The following is an 18,726-nucleotide window of genomic DNA, read 5'->3' as shown; positions in this document are numbered from 1 at the left end:
GCATCGGTTGATCGGCTGCGTGAACTGACGGGGTGCGTGAGCTGATCGGCTGCGTGCGCCGACCGATCGGTGGCGGGCTAATCCCGCGACCGCATCGCCTCCAGCGGCCGGGCGCGCAGCACCCTCGTCGCCGGAATGCGGATCGACAGCACGCCCGTCAGGACCGTCGCCGCGACGATGGCCGCGAAGACCCAGGGCGGGCCCGACGGCAGTGGGGTGTCGATGAGGCGCAGGGCCAGGACGGTCAGGGGGACGGCGGCCACCGCCGTGCCGATCAGTACCGCGATGCCGGCCACCAGCGACGTTTCCAGGGCCAGCATGCGCTTCACCTGTCGGCGGGTGCCGCCGACCAGGCGCAGCAGGGCGAGTTCGCGGGCGCGGCCCGTGGTGATGGTGACGAGAGTGGTGGCGACCGACAGGGCTACATAGGCCAGTACCACGGCGAGCAGGAGGCGGTTCAGCCAGGCGTTGGCCTCCATCTCGGTGTCCTGGGCCACGAGCAGGGACTCGCGGTCGCCGACGGCGATGCCCGGGTGCTCCTTCGCCAGCGCGCTCAGGCCCGTGGCGACAGTGTTGCCGTCCGCGCCGGGGTCGGTCGCGACGAGTACGACGTCGGCGAGCCGGTCCGTCGTGTGCGGCAGTACGACCGCAGACGGGAGGAGTACGTCGCCGAAGCCGAGGTTGGGCCGGTACAGCGCGACCACTCGGGGCTTCGTGGGGGTGCCGTCGCCCAGTACGAGATCGACGCGGTCGCCGACCTTCTTGCCGAGCCAGAGCGCCTCCGTCTCGCTCAACGCGACGGTGTCGCCACGCAGTTCGCGCAGGCTGCCCGATGCGACGGGCAGGTCGAGCGTGCCCCTCAGACCCGTGGCGTCGATGCCGTAGGCGGTGGACCGTGACAGCGGTTCGTCGGAGGCCTCGCGGTCGACCGCGACCACCGTGGTGGCGACCAGCGGGGTCGTCGCGGCGACGCCGGGCACCTGACGCGCGGCTGCCGCGACGTCCGGGGCGACGCCGCCGGTACCGGCCACCACGAAGTCCGCGACCGTCGCCGCACGGGCCTGGTACTGCGTCGCCGTGGACAGCGTGGTCTGGCTGTAGAACTGGCTCGTCGCGAAGCCGATCGTCAGCACGAGCGGGGTCACGGCCGCCGCCAGCCGCCGGGAACCGGCCACGCTGTTGGCAGCGGCGAGATAGCCCGCCACCCGGGAACTCCGCAGCAGGCTCGCGCCGGCGAAGCGGGAGAGCGCGGCCATCAGCCGTGGGCCGAGCAGCGCGATACCGATCAGGGCCAGCATCGAGGAGAGCGCGGCGGGCACCGCGGCCATGCTCTGCGGTACGACCACGACGGCCACGACGGCGAGGGACGCCAGGCCCAGCATCACGTACCCACCGATCATCCGCCCGCGCCCGATGTCGGGACGTTCCACCGCGGACTCCCGCAGCGCCTCCACCGGACGCACCCGCACCTGGCGCCGGGCCGCCACCCAGACGGCGAACCGCGCCGAGCCCAGGCACAGCACGAGCGTGGCGATCGCGGGCGCCGGGCCGATCGACAGGGCGAAGCCTTCCTCGATCACACCGATACGGGCGAAGCCGTCGCGCAGCGCCTGCGCGGCGAGATAGCCGGGCCCCACACCGGCCAGCGTCGCCACCCCCGACACCAGCAGCACTTCGGTGGCGAGCATCCGGTGCACCTGCCGCGGGGTGGCCGCCACCGCGCGCAGCATCGCGATCTCGCGGCGCCGCTGGTGCACCATCAGCGAGAGCGTGCCGGCAACGACGAGGACCACGATCATCAGGACGAAACCGGTGAACGACCCCGACACCAGCGTCAGTACGGAGCGCGACTGCGCCGCGCTGAGGAACTCGACCTCGCCGCGTTCGACACCTGCCCGTACCACGGCGTGTTGGCCGTCCGCGCGGTCGTCGTCGGCGCTGTCGCCGTTCCCGCTGTCGCCGTAACCCTTCGCGGCGAGGGCCCGCTCCACGCGTTCGACGAGCGTGTCCTGATCCCGCGACAGCGAAGCCACCGTCCCGAGCAGACCGCTGTCGCCGCCCGTCGGTACGCCGGGGTCGGCGAAGACGGCGATGGCCGCGACCGACGCGGGGTGGCCGGACAGCTCGCGCGCCCGCGCGTCGGTGAAGAACAGGGCGGACTGCCGCGGCAGTCCGTCGCCCTCCGGCGGTGTCGCCAGGCCGACGACCCGGTACGCGGTGGCGCCGTCCGCCGTCGCGATCCGTACCTCCTCGCCGACGCCGGCTCCCGCCCGCGCGGCGGTCTCCGCGTCCAGCACGATCTCGTCGGGGCGGCGCGGTTCCGCGCCGTCGCGCAGCGCGAACGGGGTCAGCTTCGCCGTACCCCAGCCGTGGCCCAGCATCTCGCCGCCGGCCAGGCCGCCCAGCGTCCGTCCGTCGCCCGTCACCAGCGTCGCGGGGAAGCTGATCTCGCCGACTGCCGTACGTACACCGGGAACCGTGGCGACCGTCCCGACCAGCTCCGCGGGCAGCATCGCCCGCTCGGGCAGCGACTCGACGGCGTCCGGTCCCTCGGGCAGCGCCACGGTGACGGACTGCTCGGCACCGACGACGACCGGGGCCGCCGCGTAGCGCTGCGGCGCGATCCCGGCGAACAGCCCGGACTCCAGCAGCACCCCGCAGGCCGTGACGAGTACGGCGCCGCCGAGCACCGCGAGGAACGAGGCGACGAACTGGGCGCGGCGGGCCCGGATCGACTTCCAGGCGAAGAATCGGGCGCCCCCGACCGACCTGCCGCGCCCGGCGGAGCTGCCGCTCTTGACGGACCGGGCGCTCATCGCTGCCCCAGACGTGTCATCCGCGCCGCCACCGACTCCGCCGTCGGCGCGTCGAGTTCGCCGACGATCCGGCCGTCCGCGAGGAACATCACGGTGTGGGCGTAGGACGCCGCGACCGGATCGTGGGTGACCATCACGACCGTCTGCCCGAGCGAGTCGACGAGCCCCCGCAGCAGCCGCAGCACCTGCGCGCCCGTTCCGGTGTCGAGCGCGCCCGTCGGCTCGTCGGCGAAGACGACATCGGGGCGGGTCACCAGCGCGCGGGCGATCGCCACCCGCTGCTGCTGGCCGCCGGAGAGCTCGCTCGGGCGCCGGTCCAGCAGCCCGTCGAGCCCGACCGCGCCCGCGATCTCCGTCAGCCACGCCGGATCGACCGACCCGCCGGCGAAGCGCAGCGGCAGGGTGATGTTGTCGCTGACGTCGAGCGCCGGGATCAGGTTGTACGCCTGGAAGACGAAGCCGATCCGCTCGCGGCGCAGTTCGGTGAGCGCCGTCTCCTTCAGCCCGCTCAGGTCGGTGTCCCCGAGCAGCACCCGGCCCGAGGCGGGCCGTTCGAGGCCCGCCGCCAGGTGCAGGAACGTGCTCTTGCCCGATCCGGACGGACCCATCACGGCGGTGAACGCGCCTCGCGTGATCCCGGCCGTCACCCCGTGCAGGGCGGTGACGGCGGCGGCACCCTCCCCGTAGACCGCCTTGACGGCGTCCAGTCGCACGGCGAAGCCGGACGTCGTCCCGCCGGGTGTCCCACCGCCGGACATCCCATCGGCGCCGGACGCCTCGGCGCCCCTCACCGCCCGCCCCGATGTCCGTACCGGCCCTGCCCTCATGATCCGCCCCTTCACCAGGAAATCGATATCGTGACGGTAGGCCGGAGCCGTTGGCGTGAACGATCCCGTACATGCCAGGATCGGGGGTGGAGCCAACTCCACCACGCACCAGGGGGACAGCCAGAGTGACCCACCTCGCCTCGGGGCGCCCGCGGCCACGGCCATGGCTGCGGGAATTGAGGTTCCTCGGGGTCGGCGCTGTCACCGGCCTGATGTCCTGGTTCACGCTGGCCGGTCTGGTCCTGAGCGTGGCACCGGTCGTCACGCTGCCGCTGCTGCCCCGTACCGCGCGGGCCGCGCGCCGCCTGGCGGCCTTCGAACGCCGCCGTACCGGCGAGTTCCTCGGCACACCGATCACCCCGCCCCAGCCGCTCGACGACGACGGCGACGACATCGGCGTCGTACTGGCGAGCCCCGACATGCGCCGTGACGTGAGCTGGCTGACCCTGCAGGCCACGCTGGGCGCGCTGACCGGACTGCTGGCGGTCGGAGCGCCGGCGGGCGCCGTCCAGAACGTGGTGATCGCCGCGCTCTGGCCGTTTCTGCCCGAGGTCACGACGACGCTGAACCACCCGGTGGAGTCCTGGAGCGACGCGTCCGTCGCGCTGGCCACCGCCGCCGCGTACGGCACGGTGGGGGCGCTGCTCGTATCGCCCATGGCCCGGTGGTACGCGCGGATCAGCGCCGTACGGCTCGCGCCGCGCAAGATCTCGCTCGCCGAGCGCCTCGCCGAGGTCACGGCCACCCGGGCCGCCGCACTCGAAGCGCACGGCACCGAACTGCGCCGTATCGAACGCAACCTGCACGACGGCACGCAGAACCGTCTCGTCGCGGTCGTGATGCACCTCGGCATGGTGGAGCGCGCGCTGCACCGCGACCCGGAGGCGGCCCTGCCGATGGTGCTCACCGCCCAGAACGCGGCCACCGACGCGCTCAGCGAACTGCGTGAGGTGGTGCGCAGCATCTACCCGCCGGTGCTGATCGACCGCGGCCTGCCCGGCGCGGTGAGCGCGCTGGTCTCGCACTGCGCGATCCCCGCCACGTACGAGGCGCGGGACCTGCCCCGGGCGCCCGCCGCGGTGGAGGCCGCGGCCTACTTCGTGGTGGCCGAGGCGCTCACCAACGCCGTCAAGCACAGCGGGGCACGGCAGATCACCGTGGTCCTGCACGCCGACGACGGTCTGCTCACCGTCGAGGTCACCGACGACGGCCAGGGCGGCGCCGACGACACGCTCGGCACCGGGCTGCTCGGTATCGAACGCCGGGTCGCCGCCTTCGACGGCACGACCCTGATCCAGAGCCCGCGCGGCGGACCCACGGTCCTGCGGGCCGCCATACCCCTAGGAGTCTGACGCCCGTGCGCATCGTGATCGCCGAGGACGACGCCCTGCTGAGGGCGGGGCTCACGCACCTGCTGCGTGCCGAGGGCATGGAGGTCACCTCCGCCGTCGACAACCCCACCGATCTGCTGGCCGCCATCGCCGCCGACCGCCCGGACGTCGCGGTCGTGGACGTACGGATGCCGCCGACCTTCCGTGACGAGGGGCTGCGCGCCGCCGTCGAGGCGCGCCGGCGGCAGCCGGGCCTCGCGGTGCTCGTCCTGTCCGCGCACGTCGAGGACAGCTACGCCACCGAACTGCTGGCCGACGGCGCCGGCGGGGTGGGCTATCTGCTCAAGGAGCGGGTGGGGAAGGTCGCCGACTTCCTCGAAGCGCTGGAACGGGTGGCCGGGGGCGGCACGGCGATGGACCCGGAGGTCGTCGCACAGCTGCTGGTACGGCGCCGCACCGACGACCCGCTGCACAGCCTGACCCCGCGCGAGCGCGAGGTGCTTTCGCTGATGGCCGAGGGGCACTCGAACGCGACGATCGCCGGGCTGCTGGTCGTCTCCGACGGTGCGGTGCACAAGCACATCGGCAATATCTTCAACAAGTTGGGGCTGCCCACGGCGGACGGTGGGCATCGGCGGGTGCTGGCGGTGCTCGCGTATCTGAAGGCGTGATCAGCGCGCGGGGAGCCGCGGCCGGGGAGCCGCCCCCGCCTGGAGGTCCCGCCTGGGGTCCCGCCTGGGGTCCCGCCTGGGGTCCCGCCTGGGGTCCCGCCTGGGGTCCCGCCTGGGGTCCCGCCTGGGGTCCCGCCTGGGGGTCGCACCCCCTGAGGGGTGGACCTTGCTCCACCTCCCTTCCGGCAGCAGGCCGCATTCCCGCGGCATGCCCGACACGGACAAGCTGAGGACATGCCGGTGCACACGCGTCCGGCCCGTCCGGTCAGCCCGGTCAGCCCTGAAGGAGTTCCCGCATGTCCGACAACACCCTCGCTCCGGCCTCCACTTCCGGTACCTCCACCCGCCGGAACGGCCCTCGGTGGAGGGCGGCCACCCTGATCGCCCTCACCCTGGTGGCCGGTCTGGGTCTGCCCGCCGCGTACGGCGCGGCCTACGCCGACGAGAACACGGGGACCGGCACGGCGGACGCGCGGACGGACATGCGGAAGACAGTCGACGGACTCGTGGCCGACGGCAAGCGTCCCGCCGCGCTCATCAGTACGCGGGAGCGGGACGGCCGTACGCGTACGTACACCGCCGGCGTCGGCGACCTGGCGACGGGCGCCAAGGTCCCGGCCGACGGACAGGTACGTATCGGCAGCAACACCAAGACCTTCACCGCGGTCGTCGTGCTGCAACTCGTCGGCGAGGGAAAGATCGACCTCGACGCGCCGATCGAGACCTACCTGCCGAACCTCCTCCGCGGCGAGGGCGTCGACGGCCGCCACATCACCGTACGACAGCTGCTCCAGCACACCAGCGGGCTGCCCGAGTACACCCAGACCGTGGCCGAGAACTTCACGGAGGTCCAGCACCGCTACGTGGAACCGCGGGAGCTGCTCGACATCGCCCTGAAGGGCAAGGCATCGTTCCCTCCGGGCGCCAAGTGGGAGTACAGCAACACCAATTACATCGTCGCGGGGCTCCTCGTCCAGAAGATCACCGGCCGGCCGCTCGCCGAGGAGATCAACAAGCGGGTCGTCGAACGGATCGGGCTCCGGCACACGTACTTCCCGCAGCCCGGCGACATGACGATCCGCGAGAAGCACCCCAAGGGCTACTTCGCCCCGCAGCCCGGCGCCCCGCTGCGCGACGTCACGGTGCAGGACCCCTCCTGGGGCTGGGCGGCGGGGGCCATGATCTCCACCAACAGCGATCTCAACCGCTTCTTCACCGCGCTGCTCGACGGCCGTCTCCTCAGGCCCGCCCAGCTCAAGGAGATGCGCACCACTGTCCCGGCCGAGGACCCGGTCCCCGGCTCGCGTTACGGACTCGGCCTGATGAGCAAGCCGCTGTCCTGCGGCGGCGTCTCCTGGGGCCACGGCGGCGACATCCCCGGCTACGAGACCCGCGGCGGCGTCACGGAGTCCGGCCGGGCCGTCAACGTCGCGGTCACGGTCCTGCCGGGCGATCTGGCCGCGCTGACGGAGGTGGAGAAGGCCGTGGACGGGGCGCTGTGCCGCTGAGACACCTCCGGGTGGCCGACGGGGAGGGAGGCGAAGGGCCCGTGCGAGACCCTTCGGCCCGCTATCCGCGGATCCACAGTTCTCGTACCGTGTCTACTCCTGGTAAGCACCCGGGAACGGAAGGTGGTGCGGGGTGGATCCGGTATCGGTGGGATTACTGGCCGCGTTGGCGGGGGGCGCCGGCGGTGAGGTCGGCCGGCAGGCGTGGGCGGCGCTGAGCGCGATGGTACGGCGCCCGTTCCAGCGCGGTTCGAGCACGGCGAACGCTCCCGCGGTCAGCTCGGGGGAAGCGGAGTTGGCCGAGCTGGAAGGGGCGCCGGACGATCCGGCGCGTGCGCAGACGCTCAGTACGGTGCTGGCGGTGAGAGCTGCCGTGGACGCGGACTTCCACGCCGGTCTGCAGCAGTGGTACGAGCAGGCGAAGCTGGTGCGCACCGGCGACGGCGAGGTCAGCAACGCGATCAGCGGGGGCACCTTCCACGGCCCGACGCTACAGGCCAGGGACATCTCCGGAATCTCCTTTTCCGTGGCACCGCCGCCTCCGCCCGCCCCCGACGCCAGAAGTTGAGGGCTATTGCCTCAGGCCGTTGCCTCAGCTTGTGGCCTCGGGTTGTGGCCTCACGTGGCGCGCCGTCGTGCGCGGGCGCGGGCTCTGAGCGCGTAGGTGACCAGGGCGCGGACCGGGGCGGGTGCGCGGCGTACGGACAGGGCCGCGCGGAGCGGCTGGTCCAGGAGCGAGGCGGCGACCGCCGGGGCCAGCGGGGCCAGGGGTGCGGGCAGGCGGGCCGCCAGCAGGCCCTTGCTGGTCGCGGCCCAGAGCGCGCGGCCCGACTCCGTGGGGGCGAAGTGGCGCGTCTCGTAGTCACGCATCCAGCTCTCCACGCCGGCCAGGTCGCCGGCCGATTCGCCCCCCGGGCCCGGGGGTTCGGGCAGGTCGAGGGCGTCCGCGAGGGCCAGGTGGAAGGTGTACGCCGCGTCCCGTTCCGCTTCGGTGACGGCCCGGTGGCCGTGGGCGTCGATGAACCGCAAGGGGCATACGGTGAAGCAGGCCAGTACGTAGTGCATCAGCTCGGGCGTGATGCCGGGCCGGTCGTGGACCCGGCGCAGACCCTCGACGACCCGTCGGCCGTCCTCGCTGTCCAGGCCCAGTCCGATCAGGGTGAACATGGCCACCCCGGTCGCCTTGGCCCGACCGCGCGGCTCGTTGGTCATCCGGCCGGTGGCGGCCAGCACATCGGCGATGTCCGGGATGCCGAAGGTACGGACGAAGCCGAGGGTGAGTCCGACCCGGGACTCCTCCGGCATCGTCTCCAGGACGAGTCGCACGTAGGCGCGGTACGCGCCGCGCGTTCCGGCGGTCATTCGGCCGCGGTGACGACGGCCAGCGCCTCGCCGGTCAGGGGGGCGTACAGATAGCGGGCGACCCGTACCAGGTGTGCGCGCTCCTCGGCCGGTTCCGCGTCCAGGCCGGGCAGCGGAGCCTGGTCCTCGCGCGGGCGCGGCGGGGTCCCGGCGTTCAGCGCCTCGCCGGCGAAGCGCAGCGCGGCGGCGACGATCAGGGCGGCCCGGTCACCGTCGTCCAGGCCGGCCCGTTCGGCGACACCGGTGGCCGCGGTGACCACCGCCGGATCGACCCACGGCCGCAGCGTCAACTGGCCGTCGCGAATCTCCAGTCCACGCCTGGCGGTACGCCACTCCAGGTCCCGGACCGCCAGCCGCTCGGTCCAGACCGACGGGGGCGCCTCCAGGGCCAGCCTGCGGTCCGCGCGGTACACCAGATCCCACAGCGGGCGCAGGGCCTGGTAGTCGCGGCGCCGGCTCGTCCAGGCGGCGACGGCCGGTCCGGCGAACCCGGCGGTGATGAGTACGGCTCCGAGCGCGGCGAACGCCGGGCCCGCGGCGGTACTCAGCCACTCCACCCCGTCCACCTCCGCGAAGGCCGCGCCGATCGCGATGAGCTTGCACACGACGTAGCCGCAGGCCACGAGCCCGCCGACGGAGATCAGCCGGATGCCGCGGCGCAGCCACCCGTGCGGCAGCCCGGCGGCGTGCCCGGAGCACACCCGGCTGATGTCGATCAGCGCGAAGCCGAACAGCACCTGGTAGATGACGAGGAACACCGCGATCCGCGGAATGGTCGCGAAGGTGGTGTCGAACGTGAGGGGCGTCTCCGGGCTGTCCGTTCCCCCGGTCAGGAACAGGACGATCATCACCGGTACCAGCACCTCGAACACCGCGAGCCGAAGCCGCGCCTGACTCCAGGTGTCGCCCGTCGCCGTGTCCCACACCCGTGAGGTGGTGCGCTTCTTCGGCGGGGTCCACATCCGCGCCAGCACCACCACGGCCGCGGAGAAACCCGTGATGCCGAGATAGACGAACAGGGTCGCCAGGTTGCCGCGGCCCGTGAGACGGTCGATCAGCCGGTACAGCACGGGAGCCGCCACCACGAACGCGGTCGCGGGGGCCGCGACCGTCACGGCCACGACGAGCAGACCGGGGGACGGATCCCGGCGCCACGCCCGGAACTTCAGTACGGCCACGACCCAGGCGACCGTACCGATACCGAGGTAGACCACGTTGAACGGCGCCTCGGATATGGCGGATGCGCCGCCCTCAGACATGCTGCCCCTTGCGATGCTCCAGCGCGGGCGCCAGCTGGGACGTCGTCCCGGCCCCGGGCGCCAGCACGAGAATGCGCGTCAACTCGGCCCCCAGGATCTCCGCTTCCTCTTCCGCGGCGCCATCGTAGTGCGAACGGCCGAGGACCAGCCGGATCATGTCGGCGTCGATCGTGGGCAGTTCCACATGGGCCGTGTCCTCGTCGGCCGCCGGGGCCTCGGCGAGGTGCCCGCAGAGGAGATGCGCGAGTTCATGGCAGATGATGTGGGCCTGGTGCAGGCCCGAGGTCTCCTGCTCGAAGTAGATCACGTCGGATTCCGCGCGGCGTTCGACGAACCCCGACGGCTCGTCCACCCGCATCCGGCGCGGAACGAGCTGTACGGGACGCCCCGACCGGTCGGCGACCGCGGCGCACAGCTCCTCGACCGTGCTCAGCTGCGGCAGGTCCAGCTCTCTGACCATGGCCCGCATCCGGCGGCGGGTACGTCCAAGATCTCGCACGTTCTCCCCATCAGCGTCAGCCAGCCGCCAGTGCCCCAGCGGCGTCTGCCGGTAGTCGGTCACGCGTCGGAGTGGCCGTCGGACCGGCCGTCGGCCAGTCCGACCGCCTTCCTCAGTTGTTCCACGACAGTGAGGGCGGCGTCCTGCATTTCCGGGGGCAGGCCGGCCGCCCGCATCGCGATACGTTCCACCCGGGCGTCCCGCAGCGCCTCGATCTTCCGCAGGTCCCGCTCGACGGCCTGGGCGGTGGCGGAGTCGCTGAAGTAATCCAGCGGGATGCCGAAGAACTTGGCGATCTTCACCGCGTTCTCCAGGCTGGGCTTCTGCGTGCCCTTACGGAGGTTGCCGATGTAGGTGCCGCTCAGGCCGGTCCCCTCGGCGATCTCGGAGTCGCGCCAGGGGCGACCAAGATCCTTCGGATAGATCACCGAGATCACGCGCCGGAAGCGAGCCGCGAAGTCCAGAGGTTCCGACGGCTCCCCACTGTCGCCAGTGTCGCCAGTGTCGCCAGATCGAAGAGCCGACGCTTCTGAGCGTGGAGAATCGGTGGCCATGTGCCGGATCATAGAACTCTTCGGCCGTCGGCGGGGATCACACCGTCGTACCGATTCACACGATCGTTGCGAATAAGCGACTCAAAAGACGCATCGCGCACGGAATCGCCGCCACCCAACCGTCGAGCAATCAACAATAGTTGACTTCTACTCGGCGCAAGTAGCAGGATCGACGCGCTGGCGCGTGCACGTCATGAGAGTTCCTCTAGTGGGATCTGACTCTGCGGGCGCTGGGCGCCGCTGCCCCACGGGGGTGGGCAACAGCGCCCGGTGCCAAGGCCTGTCCGGCGGACAGGCCTTGAGGCCCTCATGACGCGCTCGCCACGGCTGTGGGGGGCGAGGCGGCCATGAGGGCCTTGGTGCCTTACTGCCTTACTGCCCTGGGCACTTGGGTCCTTGGGGCCCTACCGCCTTGGGTACTTGGGGCCTTGGGTCTGGAGGGTCGGATCGGGCGCGTCAGGCCGCCGCATCGGTCCTGCGCCTGCGGGCGACGACCAACAGCGCGCCGCCCGCGGCGAGTACGACCGCACTCGCCCAGGCGATCGCCGCCGTACCGCTGCTACCGGTCTGGGCCAGGGCGCCGCTGCCGCCGCCCGTGGTGCCCGCGGTGCCGATCGGCTGTGCGGTGACGGTCTGGGGCTGGGGCTGGTTGCCGCCCGAGCCGCCCGCGGAACCGCCCGTCGAACCGCCGCTGCCGGCCGAGTCCGTCACATGCACCGTGAAGGACGCCTTGTCGTTCGCCTTGTTGGTGTCGAACGTCAACTCCGCGCCGTACACGGATATATGGCGTACGTCACCGCTGGTCGTGGCCGGCGCGTCCGTACGGACCCTCAGTGCGAACGGCAGCGTCGCGACCTGACCCACGGGGAACGGCGAGCCGATCCAGCAGAGGTAGCTCGGGGCGCCGAGCTCGGGTTCGCCCCTCCCGCCATCCCTCCACGGACGGCAGTCATCCGGCACCTTCACCGCCGTCGTGCCCTTGGGGATATTGACCAGCAGCCCGATCTGGGCGTCTGAGGTGAGGAGGTCGAAGGAGCCGGGACCGTCGTTGCGGATCTTCGCCGCCAGGGTGACGGTGTCGCCGGGATCGGCGGTGACGGTGTCCCCCGTGACATCGAGATCGGCGGTGTTGGCCGCGTCGACGATCCACCGCCAGCGGTCCGTCACGGACCCGATGGGCGGAGCGCTGCCGTCCGGAACGAGCGCGAGCACCGGCCCGGAGCCTGAGCCGTTGCCGCTCTTCGCGCTCGTCGGCACGGTGCCCTCAAGGAACGTCGCCCGGTAGTCCACGAAGTCGAAGAGCGCCGTCTTCTTGACATCGATACCCACGGGCGTGGACAGCCGGTACTGCTTGCCCGGTTCGACGGGCGTGCTGAAACGGCACACCGCCTCGTCCAGCGTCCGCCCGTTGCCGGCCGGAACGTCGTCAGTGGTGCCGTACGTACAGTTCGAGAACCGCTGCGCGAAGCCGAGTCCGTGGGTGGTGGCGAGCCGCAACTCCACCCCCTGAGCCGTCAGCGACCCGGAGTTGGCGACCGTGATCGGGGCGTCGAGCACGGTGCCGGGCTCGGCGGTGTCCGTATGGGGGAGCCGGCTCACGACCAGATCCACCGCGCCGACGGTGACCTTCACGGTGGTGTCGATGACGGTCGCGTTGGAGGACGTGGCGTAGACCCGGGCGGTGCCCGTCGTACCGAGCGCGACGCCGGGCTTGGCCTGCATGTCGAGGACCCCGCCCGAATAACCGTCCGGAGCGATGTCCCTGACGGGCCACTCGCACACGTCGTCGTCCGAGCAACCGATTCCGGAGACATCGGTGAAGGCGGAGATGCCGGATACGTCGATCTTGACGACCACGTCCTTGGCGGTCCCGCCGTCGGGGTCGCCGGGCAGGCCCCAATTGATCAGCGGCGGATCGCTCTGTGCGGGCTGCGGCAGGCCGACCTCGTTCTCGACGACGTGGAGCTTCAGAACGGGACCGTCCTGCGCGGCTTGCGGGCCGTTCGCCTCGGCGGCGGGCTGGGGGCGGCTCGCCTCGGCGGCGAGCTGCGGGTTGCTCGCCTCGGCCGCGGGCGGCGACGCACGCGACGGGTCCGCCTGGGCGGGGGTACCGACGAGCACGGCGCCGAGGAGAACGACCGCGACGGCGGTCGGGGCGGCGGACCATCTGCGTCGGCTGAGTAGTGACATCTCGCGGATACCTTTCCGTTTACCGGACGTTGGCTTCCAGATGTCCTGTGCGACACATGGGCACGGTGAATGGTTGTGCGGAGGTGGACACTCCGGACATGCGCCCGCTTCATCAAGGAGCACGCGCGGGATCCCCGCCGGGCTGAACCACGGGCCGCCATGCCGCCGCGCGGAGGTACGGCGCCGACACGGCGACCCGCCCGCGCGCTACTCCAGGTCCTCGTTGTTCACCAGTCCGGCCTCGTAGGCGATGATCGCCGCCTGCACCCGGTTGCGAACGCCGAGCTTGTTCAGGATCGCGCTGACGTACGCGCTCATCATGATGCTGCTGGCGCTGCCCCAGCTCATGAGCGTCGTGGGCGCCGAGTGGCTGAAGACCGCCAGTGAGTACATGCCCAGCGAGGCGGGCACCGTGCTGATGACGCAGGACAGCGACCCGTACAGCGGCGGCACCGCGCTCGTGGTGCTGATCCTGTGGGCGCTCGCCGCGATCGTGGGCGGCTACGCGGTGCTGCGCCGGCGCGACGCCTGACCGCGCCGCGGGGCCGGCGGCCCCCTGCCCCGCCGGCCCCGGCACGCCGCCGACGTCGGCCTCCGGACCGTTCAGCGGTCCGGGGGCCGACGTCGTGCGCTGTCGCCCCAGCCCTGGATCAGGCCCTGGCGATATTCCTGCCCGGCATCGGCTCCCCGAGTGTTGCCCGCCATTCAGGCGCTCCGAAGGCGTCCGCGAAGTACTGCGTCTCGTGCACCACATGCCCGCCGGCAAATTCCATCATGCTCACTGAGTAGGTGGGCACCCCGTCGTACGTGATGACACACTCGCTCACCCACAGATCCCCGCTGCCGACGATCCGGTGGACGGTGAAGTGCCGACTGGCAGGGTGCCCCCCACGTTGCGCCGAGATCGTCGCGCGGCCCCGGAATCGTTCACCTGACTGGGGGTAGTCGAGGATCGCGTCCGCGGCGTAGATGGCATGCTCGGCTTCGGTATCCCCACGTTCCGATGCCCGCCAGTGTTCCGCGAGTGCGGCCTTTGTGCGAATATCAGGATCCATCTCATTGTCCTTTCTGCGGGCGGCCGGAGCGATCCGGGACCTGGGAACGCTTCGAGGCTTCCTGCCAGGATGCGCGGCCGTAGAACATCATGGGCAACGGTGACAGCTTGAAGTGCTCTCCCTCGTAAACGTGGGAGATTCCCGCGTACCTTGCGGTGGCGGGCTTGACGCGGCGCGCCCGCTGACCTCTCCCCATATGTCCAGGCCATGTGTCCGGGTCGCAAAGGTTGTTGTCGTCGGAGATCGCATGAAAGCGGGGATCGCACGATCAGCTGCGCGAGCTGTGGCTGCGCGGCAATGCGCTTGAGCGACTGCCCCCATCGTTCGTGGATCTGACCGAACTGCGCCATCTCGACCTCCGGGAGAACGCCCTGTCCGACGTCCCGGAGTCGCTGGCCGGCCTGCCGCTGCTCCGTCAGCTGGACCTGCGGGCCAACCGCCTCCACGGACTCCCGGACTGGCTCGCCCGACTCCCGTCGTTGGAGAAGCTGGATCTGCGCTGGAAGGACATCGAGCCCCGGCCCCGGCTGTTCGACGCGTTGGCGCGGCGCGGGTGTGTCGTCCCGAGGTGAGCGCCGCGGGACTCCGCTGTCACGGGCGGTGTCCCGTGGCGTCGTGCTCCACGGCGATGGCGGCGAACTCGTGGATCAGCGGGCTGCGTCGGCTGCTCGCCCAGGCCAGGCAGACCTGGCTGGGGGCGATGTCGGAGATCTTGACGTAGGTGACATCCGGACGCGTGTAGTACGTCGCGGTCGACAGGGGCAGGATGACCACGCCGCGGCCGGCCGCGACGTTCTCCAGTTTCTCCTCGACCGTCGGGATGGGTGGTGACGTCGGCTGCCCGCCAGCGGGGGCATCGGTGGAGAGCTCCGTGGCGATGTCGCGCCACTCGGGTACGGCGTCCGGATCCTGCAACAGGTGTTCGTCCGCGAGGTCGTTGACGCTCAGGACGCCCTTGTGCGCGTAGCGGTGGTCCGCGGGGAGCACCGCCACCCGGGGTTCCGTCAGCAGGTCCCGCGTGCTCAGGCCGTGCCGGTCGAGGGGCATTCGTACGTAGCCGACGTCGACCCGGCCGTCATGGATCACCTCGGCCTGATCGCCCCAGCCTGTTCTGACCACCTCGACCGAGAGATCGGGATAGCGGCGGGAGAGTTCCCGTACGGCACCCGTGACGATCAGTCCGGGCATGAACCCGATCGCGAACGTCTCCGTCCCCCCGGCCGCGCGGGCCAGTCGTCGGCAGGTGGCCTCGGCTGCCGCCAGTAGGGGCACGGCATCGGCCAGGAGTTGCCGGCCGGCGGAGGTCAGTTCGGTGGCACGCTTGTCGCGTGCCAGGAGCTGGACCTTCAGTTCGCTCTCCAGCGCCTTGATCTGCCGGGAGAGCACCGGCTGTGCGATGTGCAGCCTCTCGGCGGCCCGTCCGAAGTGCAGCTCTTCGGCCACCGCGACGAAGTACCGCAGCTTACGGAGATCGAGATCGAGGGCCACAGACTGCTCCTTCCGCGTCGGCCACTCCGTCGTCCGAGCGTAGTCAGCGATGCTCGACGGTGCCCGGGGCGGAGCCCGGGGGGCTACGGCCGGTGCTCGCGGGCGGCCGACTCGGCGGGCGGCCGACTCGGTCAGCAGGCGGCCGACTCGGTCAGCGGCCGGCCGGCTCGGTCAGCGGCCGGCCGGCTCGGTCAGCGGCCGGCCGGCTCGGTCAGCGGCCGGCCGGCTCCGTCCGGGGCCGATCAGCTACGGCCAGCTCCGCGAGCGGATCCAGCCGTACGGGGTTCCAGCCCAGCTCCCGGCGCGCACGGGCGCCTGTGAGCCGCTGGTCCAGCGCGAAGGCCTCGGCGACCGGCCCCATCTCCTCCGTCGCCTCGTCCATGGTCAGATGCCGGACCGCGCCCGGCCGCCCGATGGCCCGGCTGAGTGCCTCGGCGACCTGGAGCGCGGTGTGGTTCTGGTCGCTGACGCCCGCGTAGACGGATCCCGCGGGGGCCGCCAGCGCCAGTACGTACAGCTCGGCGATGTCCTCGACGTGCACCAGCGACCAGTGGTTGGACCCGTCGCCCACGCACGGAACGGCGCCCGTCGCCCGCCCGGGAGCCGCGTAGAACATCTCGATCAGCCCGGCCGACCGGCCGTACACCAGCCCCGGCATCACCACCACGGGCCGCTCGCCCGTGGTGGCCCGCGCGAGGACACGCTTCTCGTTCTCCACGCGCCACGCCGTCAGCCTCGGCGGGTTCAGCGGCGCGTCCTCGTCGACGATCCCGGCGGTGTCGCCGTAGACCCATACCCCTCCGGTGTGCACGTACGGGCGGGGTCCCGCGCCGTCCTGCATCGCCTCGGCGGCGGAGCGGTCGATCTCGGCGGCGTCCGTACCGGCGTGCTGGCCCAGGTGCAGAACGCCGTCCGCGGCGCGCGCCGCCTCGCGGAGCACGGACACGTCGGTCAGCTCGCCACGGACCGCGCTCGCGCCCAGACCGGTCACGACCCGCTCGGAGGCATCGCTGCGCACCAGCGCCGCGACCTCGATTCCCCGGCGGACCAGCGCCTCGATGGTCGCCCGGCCGACGTAGCCGGACCCTCCCGTCATGAAGACCTTCATGATCGCTCCCTTCCTGGGCAGTGAACCGCCGCGGCGGTGACACGCCTCTGTGGCGAACTCGGCACTACCGACTGTGCTCGTGAAGGGGGCCGACGGTCCAAGACCTGATCCGCCGTCTGTCCTGCCCGTCGGGTATCAGACCAGGTCAGGCGGGCGCTGGGGGATCGGCCGATCAGGTGATCGGCCGATCGGCCGGCTCACCCCGACGCCGCCGCTCCGGACACGCGTGGGGGCACGGTCGTACGGCGTACCCGCTCAGTCCGCGCAGTATGTGTCCCGCGCCGGTCGCCGGCCCGAGGTGAGGAACTCGGTGACCGTACGGTCGCCGCAGGCGTTGCCGTTGCCCAGATAGACGCTGTGCCCGCCGTGGTCGACCGTCACGAGCCTGGCGCGGTCGCCGAGGGCCTCGCGCATCTTCAGAGCGCCGGAGTACGGGGTCGACGGGTCCCGGAGGTTCTGGATCATCAGGATGTTGGACGGACCCTCGGCGGTGATCCGGGTGGGGTTCTCCGCCGGCGCGTCCTTCCAGAAGGAGCAGGCCAGGACGTTCGCCGTCATCCCGGCCGTGAGCGGGTACCGGACGCGGTCGACGGCCACGGCGCTCTTGTACGCGGGGACGGAACCCGGCCAGCGCACGTCATTGCAGATGACCCCGGCCGTCACCGCCGCGTCCTCGTCCGGCAGCGGCTGCGCGAGGTCGGCGGGCAGGACCGGCGTTCCGGCCGGGTCCATGGCCGCCCGGACGAGCCGCGCCAGCTGGGGAAAGGACGCGTCGCTGTAAAGGGCGTTCTGGAGCGCCTGCCGCAGCCGGTTGCCGGTCAGCGGGGTGCCCGCCGTGGTCGACTCCTTCGGTTCACGGTCCAGCTTCGCCGCCAGCGCGAGGAACAACGGACGTACGTCCTCGGCCCGTTCGGCCAGCCGGAGCCCCTCGCCGCCGCCAGCTCGGCGCACTCCTGCGCGGGCGTGGACGCGGGCGCGGGCGTGGACACGGGCGTGGACTCGGCGACAGCGGGTTCGGATGTCCGGGCCTGTTGGGCGCAGGGTCGCCAGTCGAGAGCGGGTACGGCCGCGGCCCCGGCATGGGCCGCCTCCGGGGTGACGACGGCGGTCAGGGACGCGGCGACACCTGCGGCCGAGAGGGCGAGAACGAGGGCTCTGCGGGAGTAAGTCGTCATGCCACAAGGGTTGTTGAGCCGGGGTCCGCTGCCCATGCGGCAGGCATGACAACGCTGCTGGGGGTAGCCCCCGGGCCGTACGACGACCGCGCCGCCCCGGAACGGATCAGCTGCCGGGCGCGGCACTGCTGCCGGGTGCCCGCTGGTCGCCGGTGAGTCCGGCCTGGCCGGGTGGCGAGCCGGGAGTGCCCCGGGCGCGCCGGCTGTGCGACAAGTCGGCGATCGCACAGCTTCGGTCCATGAACCCAGTGTGACCAGCCCAGTGACCAGTCGGTGAGGCCCCGCCACCGGGCTGCCGGAAGGCCGGTGCGGTGGTGTCCTGGAAGAGGAGCGAGCAGCCCTTGGCCGCCGTCCCCGGGCTTCCGGTCCACGGTCCTCCGGCCCCCCGGCCTTCCGGTTCTTTCGTTCCTGTTAGTTCATGTTTTCTCCTGTTCATTCACATTCATTTCCGTTCAGTCCTGAAAGGTGCATCTCATGTCCACCGAAACCATGTTCACCGCGGGCTCCACCCAGCCCCTGAACGGCCGTGTCGCGGTCATCACCGGCGCCTCCAGCGGCATCGGCGAGGCCTCCGCCGAGCACCTGGCCTCCCTGGGCGCCACCGTCGCGGTTCTGGCACGCCGCGCCGATCGCCTGGACGACCTGGTCGCCCGGATCGACAAGAACGGCGGCACGGCGGTGGCGATCGCCGCCGACGTGACCGACGCCGCCGCGGTCCAGGCGGCAGCCGACCGGGTCGACGCCGAGCTGGGCGGCGCGGACCTGCTGTTCAACAACGCCGGCGTCATGCTCCCGGCCCCGATCGAGGAACGGCGCACCGGCCAGTGGCAGCAGCAGATCGACCTCAACATCAGCGGTCTGATGAACGTCATCGGCTCGTTCG

At 71.8% G+C, this 18,726-nt stretch carries 17 protein-coding genes and 3 pseudogenes; 7 read left to right on the top strand and 13 right to left on the bottom strand.

Features of this window, described 5'->3' with window-relative positions:
- Positions 1-77: 77 nt before the first annotated feature.
- Together ACIRQP_RS02465 and ACIRQP_RS02460 are read right to left on the bottom strand one after the other, a co-directional pair.
- Complete coding sequence (locus tag ACIRQP_RS02465; protein WP_403882204.1) at positions 78-2,816, bottom strand: FtsX-like permease family protein; 2,739 nt, start codon at positions 2,814-2,816, stop codon at positions 78-80.
- A complete protein-coding gene (locus ACIRQP_RS02460) occupies positions 2,813-3,574 on the bottom strand; it encodes an ABC transporter ATP-binding protein (protein WP_403883256.1) in 762 nt (253 codons plus the stop codon). The genes ACIRQP_RS02465 and ACIRQP_RS02460 overlap by 4 nt, the downstream gene beginning before the upstream one ends.
- A gap of 140 nt (positions 3,575-3,714) precedes the next feature.
- On the opposite strand from ACIRQP_RS02460, the gene ACIRQP_RS02455 reads away from it, so the two are divergent.
- The 4 genes from ACIRQP_RS02455 (at position 3,715) to ACIRQP_RS02440 (ending at position 7,721) form a co-directional block, all read left to right on the top strand.
- On the top strand, positions 3,715-4,995 hold the full coding sequence (locus ACIRQP_RS02455; protein ID WP_403882201.1) for a sensor domain-containing protein: 1,281 nt from the start codon (positions 3,715-3,717) through the stop codon (positions 4,993-4,995).
- Positions 4,996-5,000: 5 nt separating this feature from the next.
- Entirely contained in the window at positions 5,001-5,645 is a 645-nt protein-coding gene (locus ACIRQP_RS02450; protein ID WP_403882198.1) for a response regulator, read from the top strand.
- Between the two features lie 296 nt (positions 5,646-5,941).
- The gene (locus tag ACIRQP_RS02445; RefSeq protein WP_403882195.1) at positions 5,942-7,153 is read left to right on the top strand and encodes a serine hydrolase domain-containing protein; all 1,212 of its coding nucleotides are present in this window, start codon (positions 5,942-5,944) and stop codon (positions 7,151-7,153) included.
- Between the two features lie 133 nt (positions 7,154-7,286).
- Complete coding sequence (locus ACIRQP_RS02440; protein WP_403882193.1) at positions 7,287-7,721, top strand: hypothetical protein; 435 nt, start codon at positions 7,287-7,289, stop codon at positions 7,719-7,721.
- A 50-nt stretch (positions 7,722-7,771) separates the two neighbouring features.
- Here the strand turns inward: ACIRQP_RS02440 and ACIRQP_RS02435 are convergent, their stop codons facing one another.
- The 6 genes and pseudogenes from ACIRQP_RS02435 to ACIRQP_RS02410 form a co-directional block, all read right to left on the bottom strand.
- The gene (locus ACIRQP_RS02435) at positions 7,772-8,515 is read right to left on the bottom strand and encodes an oxygenase MpaB family protein (RefSeq protein ID WP_403882190.1); all 744 of its coding nucleotides are present in this window, start codon (positions 8,513-8,515) and stop codon (positions 7,772-7,774) included.
- Complete coding sequence (locus ACIRQP_RS02430) at positions 8,512-9,774, bottom strand: MAB_1171c family putative transporter (RefSeq protein WP_403882187.1); 1,263 nt, start codon at positions 9,772-9,774, stop codon at positions 8,512-8,514. The genes ACIRQP_RS02435 and ACIRQP_RS02430 overlap by 4 nt, the downstream gene beginning before the upstream one ends.
- Positions 9,767-10,273, bottom strand: coding sequence for a hypothetical protein (locus ACIRQP_RS02425; protein ID WP_403882184.1), 507 nt, complete (start codon positions 10,271-10,273; stop codon positions 9,767-9,769). Before ACIRQP_RS02425 ends, ACIRQP_RS02430 begins: the two co-directional genes overlap by 8 nt.
- 59 nt (positions 10,274-10,332) lie before the next feature.
- Positions 10,333-10,710: a helix-turn-helix domain-containing protein gene (locus ACIRQP_RS02420; RefSeq protein ID WP_403882181.1), complete on the bottom strand. Its 378-nt coding sequence runs from the start codon at positions 10,708-10,710 to the stop codon at positions 10,333-10,335.
- A 573-nt stretch (positions 10,711-11,283) separates the two neighbouring features.
- Positions 11,284-13,017, bottom strand: coding sequence for an LPXTG cell wall anchor domain-containing protein (locus tag ACIRQP_RS02415; protein ID WP_403882178.1), 1,734 nt, complete (start codon positions 13,015-13,017; stop codon positions 11,284-11,286).
- Positions 13,018-13,224: 207 nt separating this feature from the next.
- Positions 13,225-13,335 (bottom strand): annotated as a pseudogene (locus tag ACIRQP_RS02410) (DNA-binding response regulator); the annotation flags it as partial.
- Position 13,336: 1 nt separating this feature from the next.
- Here ACIRQP_RS02410 and ACIRQP_RS02405 point away from each other — a divergent pair.
- The gene (locus tag ACIRQP_RS02405) at positions 13,337-13,549 is read left to right on the top strand and encodes a hypothetical protein (protein ID WP_403882175.1); all 213 of its coding nucleotides are present in this window, start codon (positions 13,337-13,339) and stop codon (positions 13,547-13,549) included.
- A 118-nt stretch (positions 13,550-13,667) separates the two neighbouring features.
- On the opposite strand, the gene ACIRQP_RS02400 is transcribed toward ACIRQP_RS02405, so the two are convergent.
- The gene (locus ACIRQP_RS02400) at positions 13,668-14,072 is read right to left on the bottom strand and encodes a nuclear transport factor 2 family protein (RefSeq protein WP_403882172.1); all 405 of its coding nucleotides are present in this window, start codon (positions 14,070-14,072) and stop codon (positions 13,668-13,670) included.
- 257 nt (positions 14,073-14,329) lie between these two features.
- Here ACIRQP_RS02400 and ACIRQP_RS02395 point away from each other — a divergent pair.
- Positions 14,330-14,644: pseudogene (locus tag ACIRQP_RS02395) on the top strand (leucine-rich repeat domain-containing protein); the annotation flags it as partial.
- A gap of 19 nt (positions 14,645-14,663) precedes the next feature.
- Here ACIRQP_RS02395 and ACIRQP_RS02390 read toward each other — a convergent pair.
- The 4 genes and pseudogenes from ACIRQP_RS02390 to ACIRQP_RS02375 form a co-directional block, all read right to left on the bottom strand.
- The gene (locus ACIRQP_RS02390; protein ID WP_403882169.1) at positions 14,664-15,560 is read right to left on the bottom strand and encodes a LysR family transcriptional regulator; all 897 of its coding nucleotides are present in this window, start codon (positions 15,558-15,560) and stop codon (positions 14,664-14,666) included.
- Positions 15,561-15,771: 211 nt separating this feature from the next.
- Positions 15,772-16,668, bottom strand: coding sequence for an NAD-dependent epimerase/dehydratase family protein (locus ACIRQP_RS02385; protein ID WP_403882166.1), 897 nt, complete (start codon positions 16,666-16,668; stop codon positions 15,772-15,774).
- 255 nt (positions 16,669-16,923) lie between these two features.
- Positions 16,924-17,598 (bottom strand): annotated as a pseudogene (locus ACIRQP_RS02380) (alpha/beta hydrolase); the annotation flags it as partial.
- 351 nt (positions 17,599-17,949) lie between these two features.
- On the bottom strand, positions 17,950-18,084 hold the full coding sequence (locus tag ACIRQP_RS02375; RefSeq protein ID WP_403882163.1) for a hypothetical protein: 135 nt from the start codon (positions 18,082-18,084) through the stop codon (positions 17,950-17,952).
- A 233-nt stretch (positions 18,085-18,317) separates the two neighbouring features.
- Between ACIRQP_RS02375 and ACIRQP_RS02370 the strand changes: the two genes are divergently transcribed.
- The coding region (locus ACIRQP_RS02370) for an SDR family oxidoreductase (protein ID WP_403882160.1) at positions 18,318-18,726 on the top strand (409 nt) is incomplete at its 3' end.

The sequence above is a fragment of the Streptomyces sp. NPDC102274 genome (genome assembly GCF_044766385.1).
In the GTDB taxonomy this organism is placed as follows: domain Bacteria; phylum Actinomycetota; class Actinomycetes; order Streptomycetales; family Streptomycetaceae; genus Streptomyces.
The sequence above is the reverse complement of the archived record's forward strand: the minus strand, read 5'-3'. Positions and strand labels throughout refer to the sequence as shown.

What these genes read in the sequence shown, in the direction of transcription:
- ACIRQP_RS02455 (WP_403882201.1), top strand. Translation starts at nt 3,715, where the DNA reads ATGCCAGGATCGGGGGTGGAGCCAACTCCACCACGCACCAGGGGGACA.
- ACIRQP_RS02375 (WP_403882163.1), bottom strand. Translation starts at nt 18,084, where the DNA reads ATGGACCGAAGCTGTGCGATCGCCGACTTGTCGCACAGCCGGCGCGCC.
- ACIRQP_RS02445 (WP_403882195.1), top strand. Translation starts at nt 5,942, where the DNA reads ATGTCCGACAACACCCTCGCTCCGGCCTCCACTTCCGGTACCTCCACC.
- ACIRQP_RS02405 (WP_403882175.1), top strand. Translation starts at nt 13,337, where the DNA reads ATGATGCTGCTGGCGCTGCCCCAGCTCATGAGCGTCGTGGGCGCCGAG.
- ACIRQP_RS02400 (WP_403882172.1), bottom strand. Translation starts at nt 14,072, where the DNA reads ATGGATCCTGATATTCGCACAAAGGCCGCACTCGCGGAACACTGGCGG.
- ACIRQP_RS02415 (WP_403882178.1), bottom strand. Translation starts at nt 13,017, where the DNA reads ATGTCACTACTCAGCCGACGCAGATGGTCCGCCGCCCCGACCGCCGTC.
- ACIRQP_RS02385 (WP_403882166.1), bottom strand. Translation starts at nt 16,668, where the DNA reads ATGAAGGTCTTCATGACGGGAGGGTCCGGCTACGTCGGCCGGGCGACC.
- ACIRQP_RS02460 (WP_403883256.1), bottom strand. Translation starts at nt 3,574, where the DNA reads ATGTCCGGCGGTGGGACACCCGGCGGGACGACGTCCGGCTTCGCCGTG.
- ACIRQP_RS02430 (WP_403882187.1), bottom strand. Translation starts at nt 9,774, where the DNA reads ATGTCTGAGGGCGGCGCATCCGCCATATCCGAGGCGCCGTTCAACGTG.
- ACIRQP_RS02435 (WP_403882190.1), bottom strand. Translation starts at nt 8,515, where the DNA reads ATGACCGCCGGAACGCGCGGCGCGTACCGCGCCTACGTGCGACTCGTC.
- ACIRQP_RS02465 (WP_403882204.1), bottom strand. Translation starts at nt 2,816, where the DNA reads ATGAGCGCCCGGTCCGTCAAGAGCGGCAGCTCCGCCGGGCGCGGCAGG.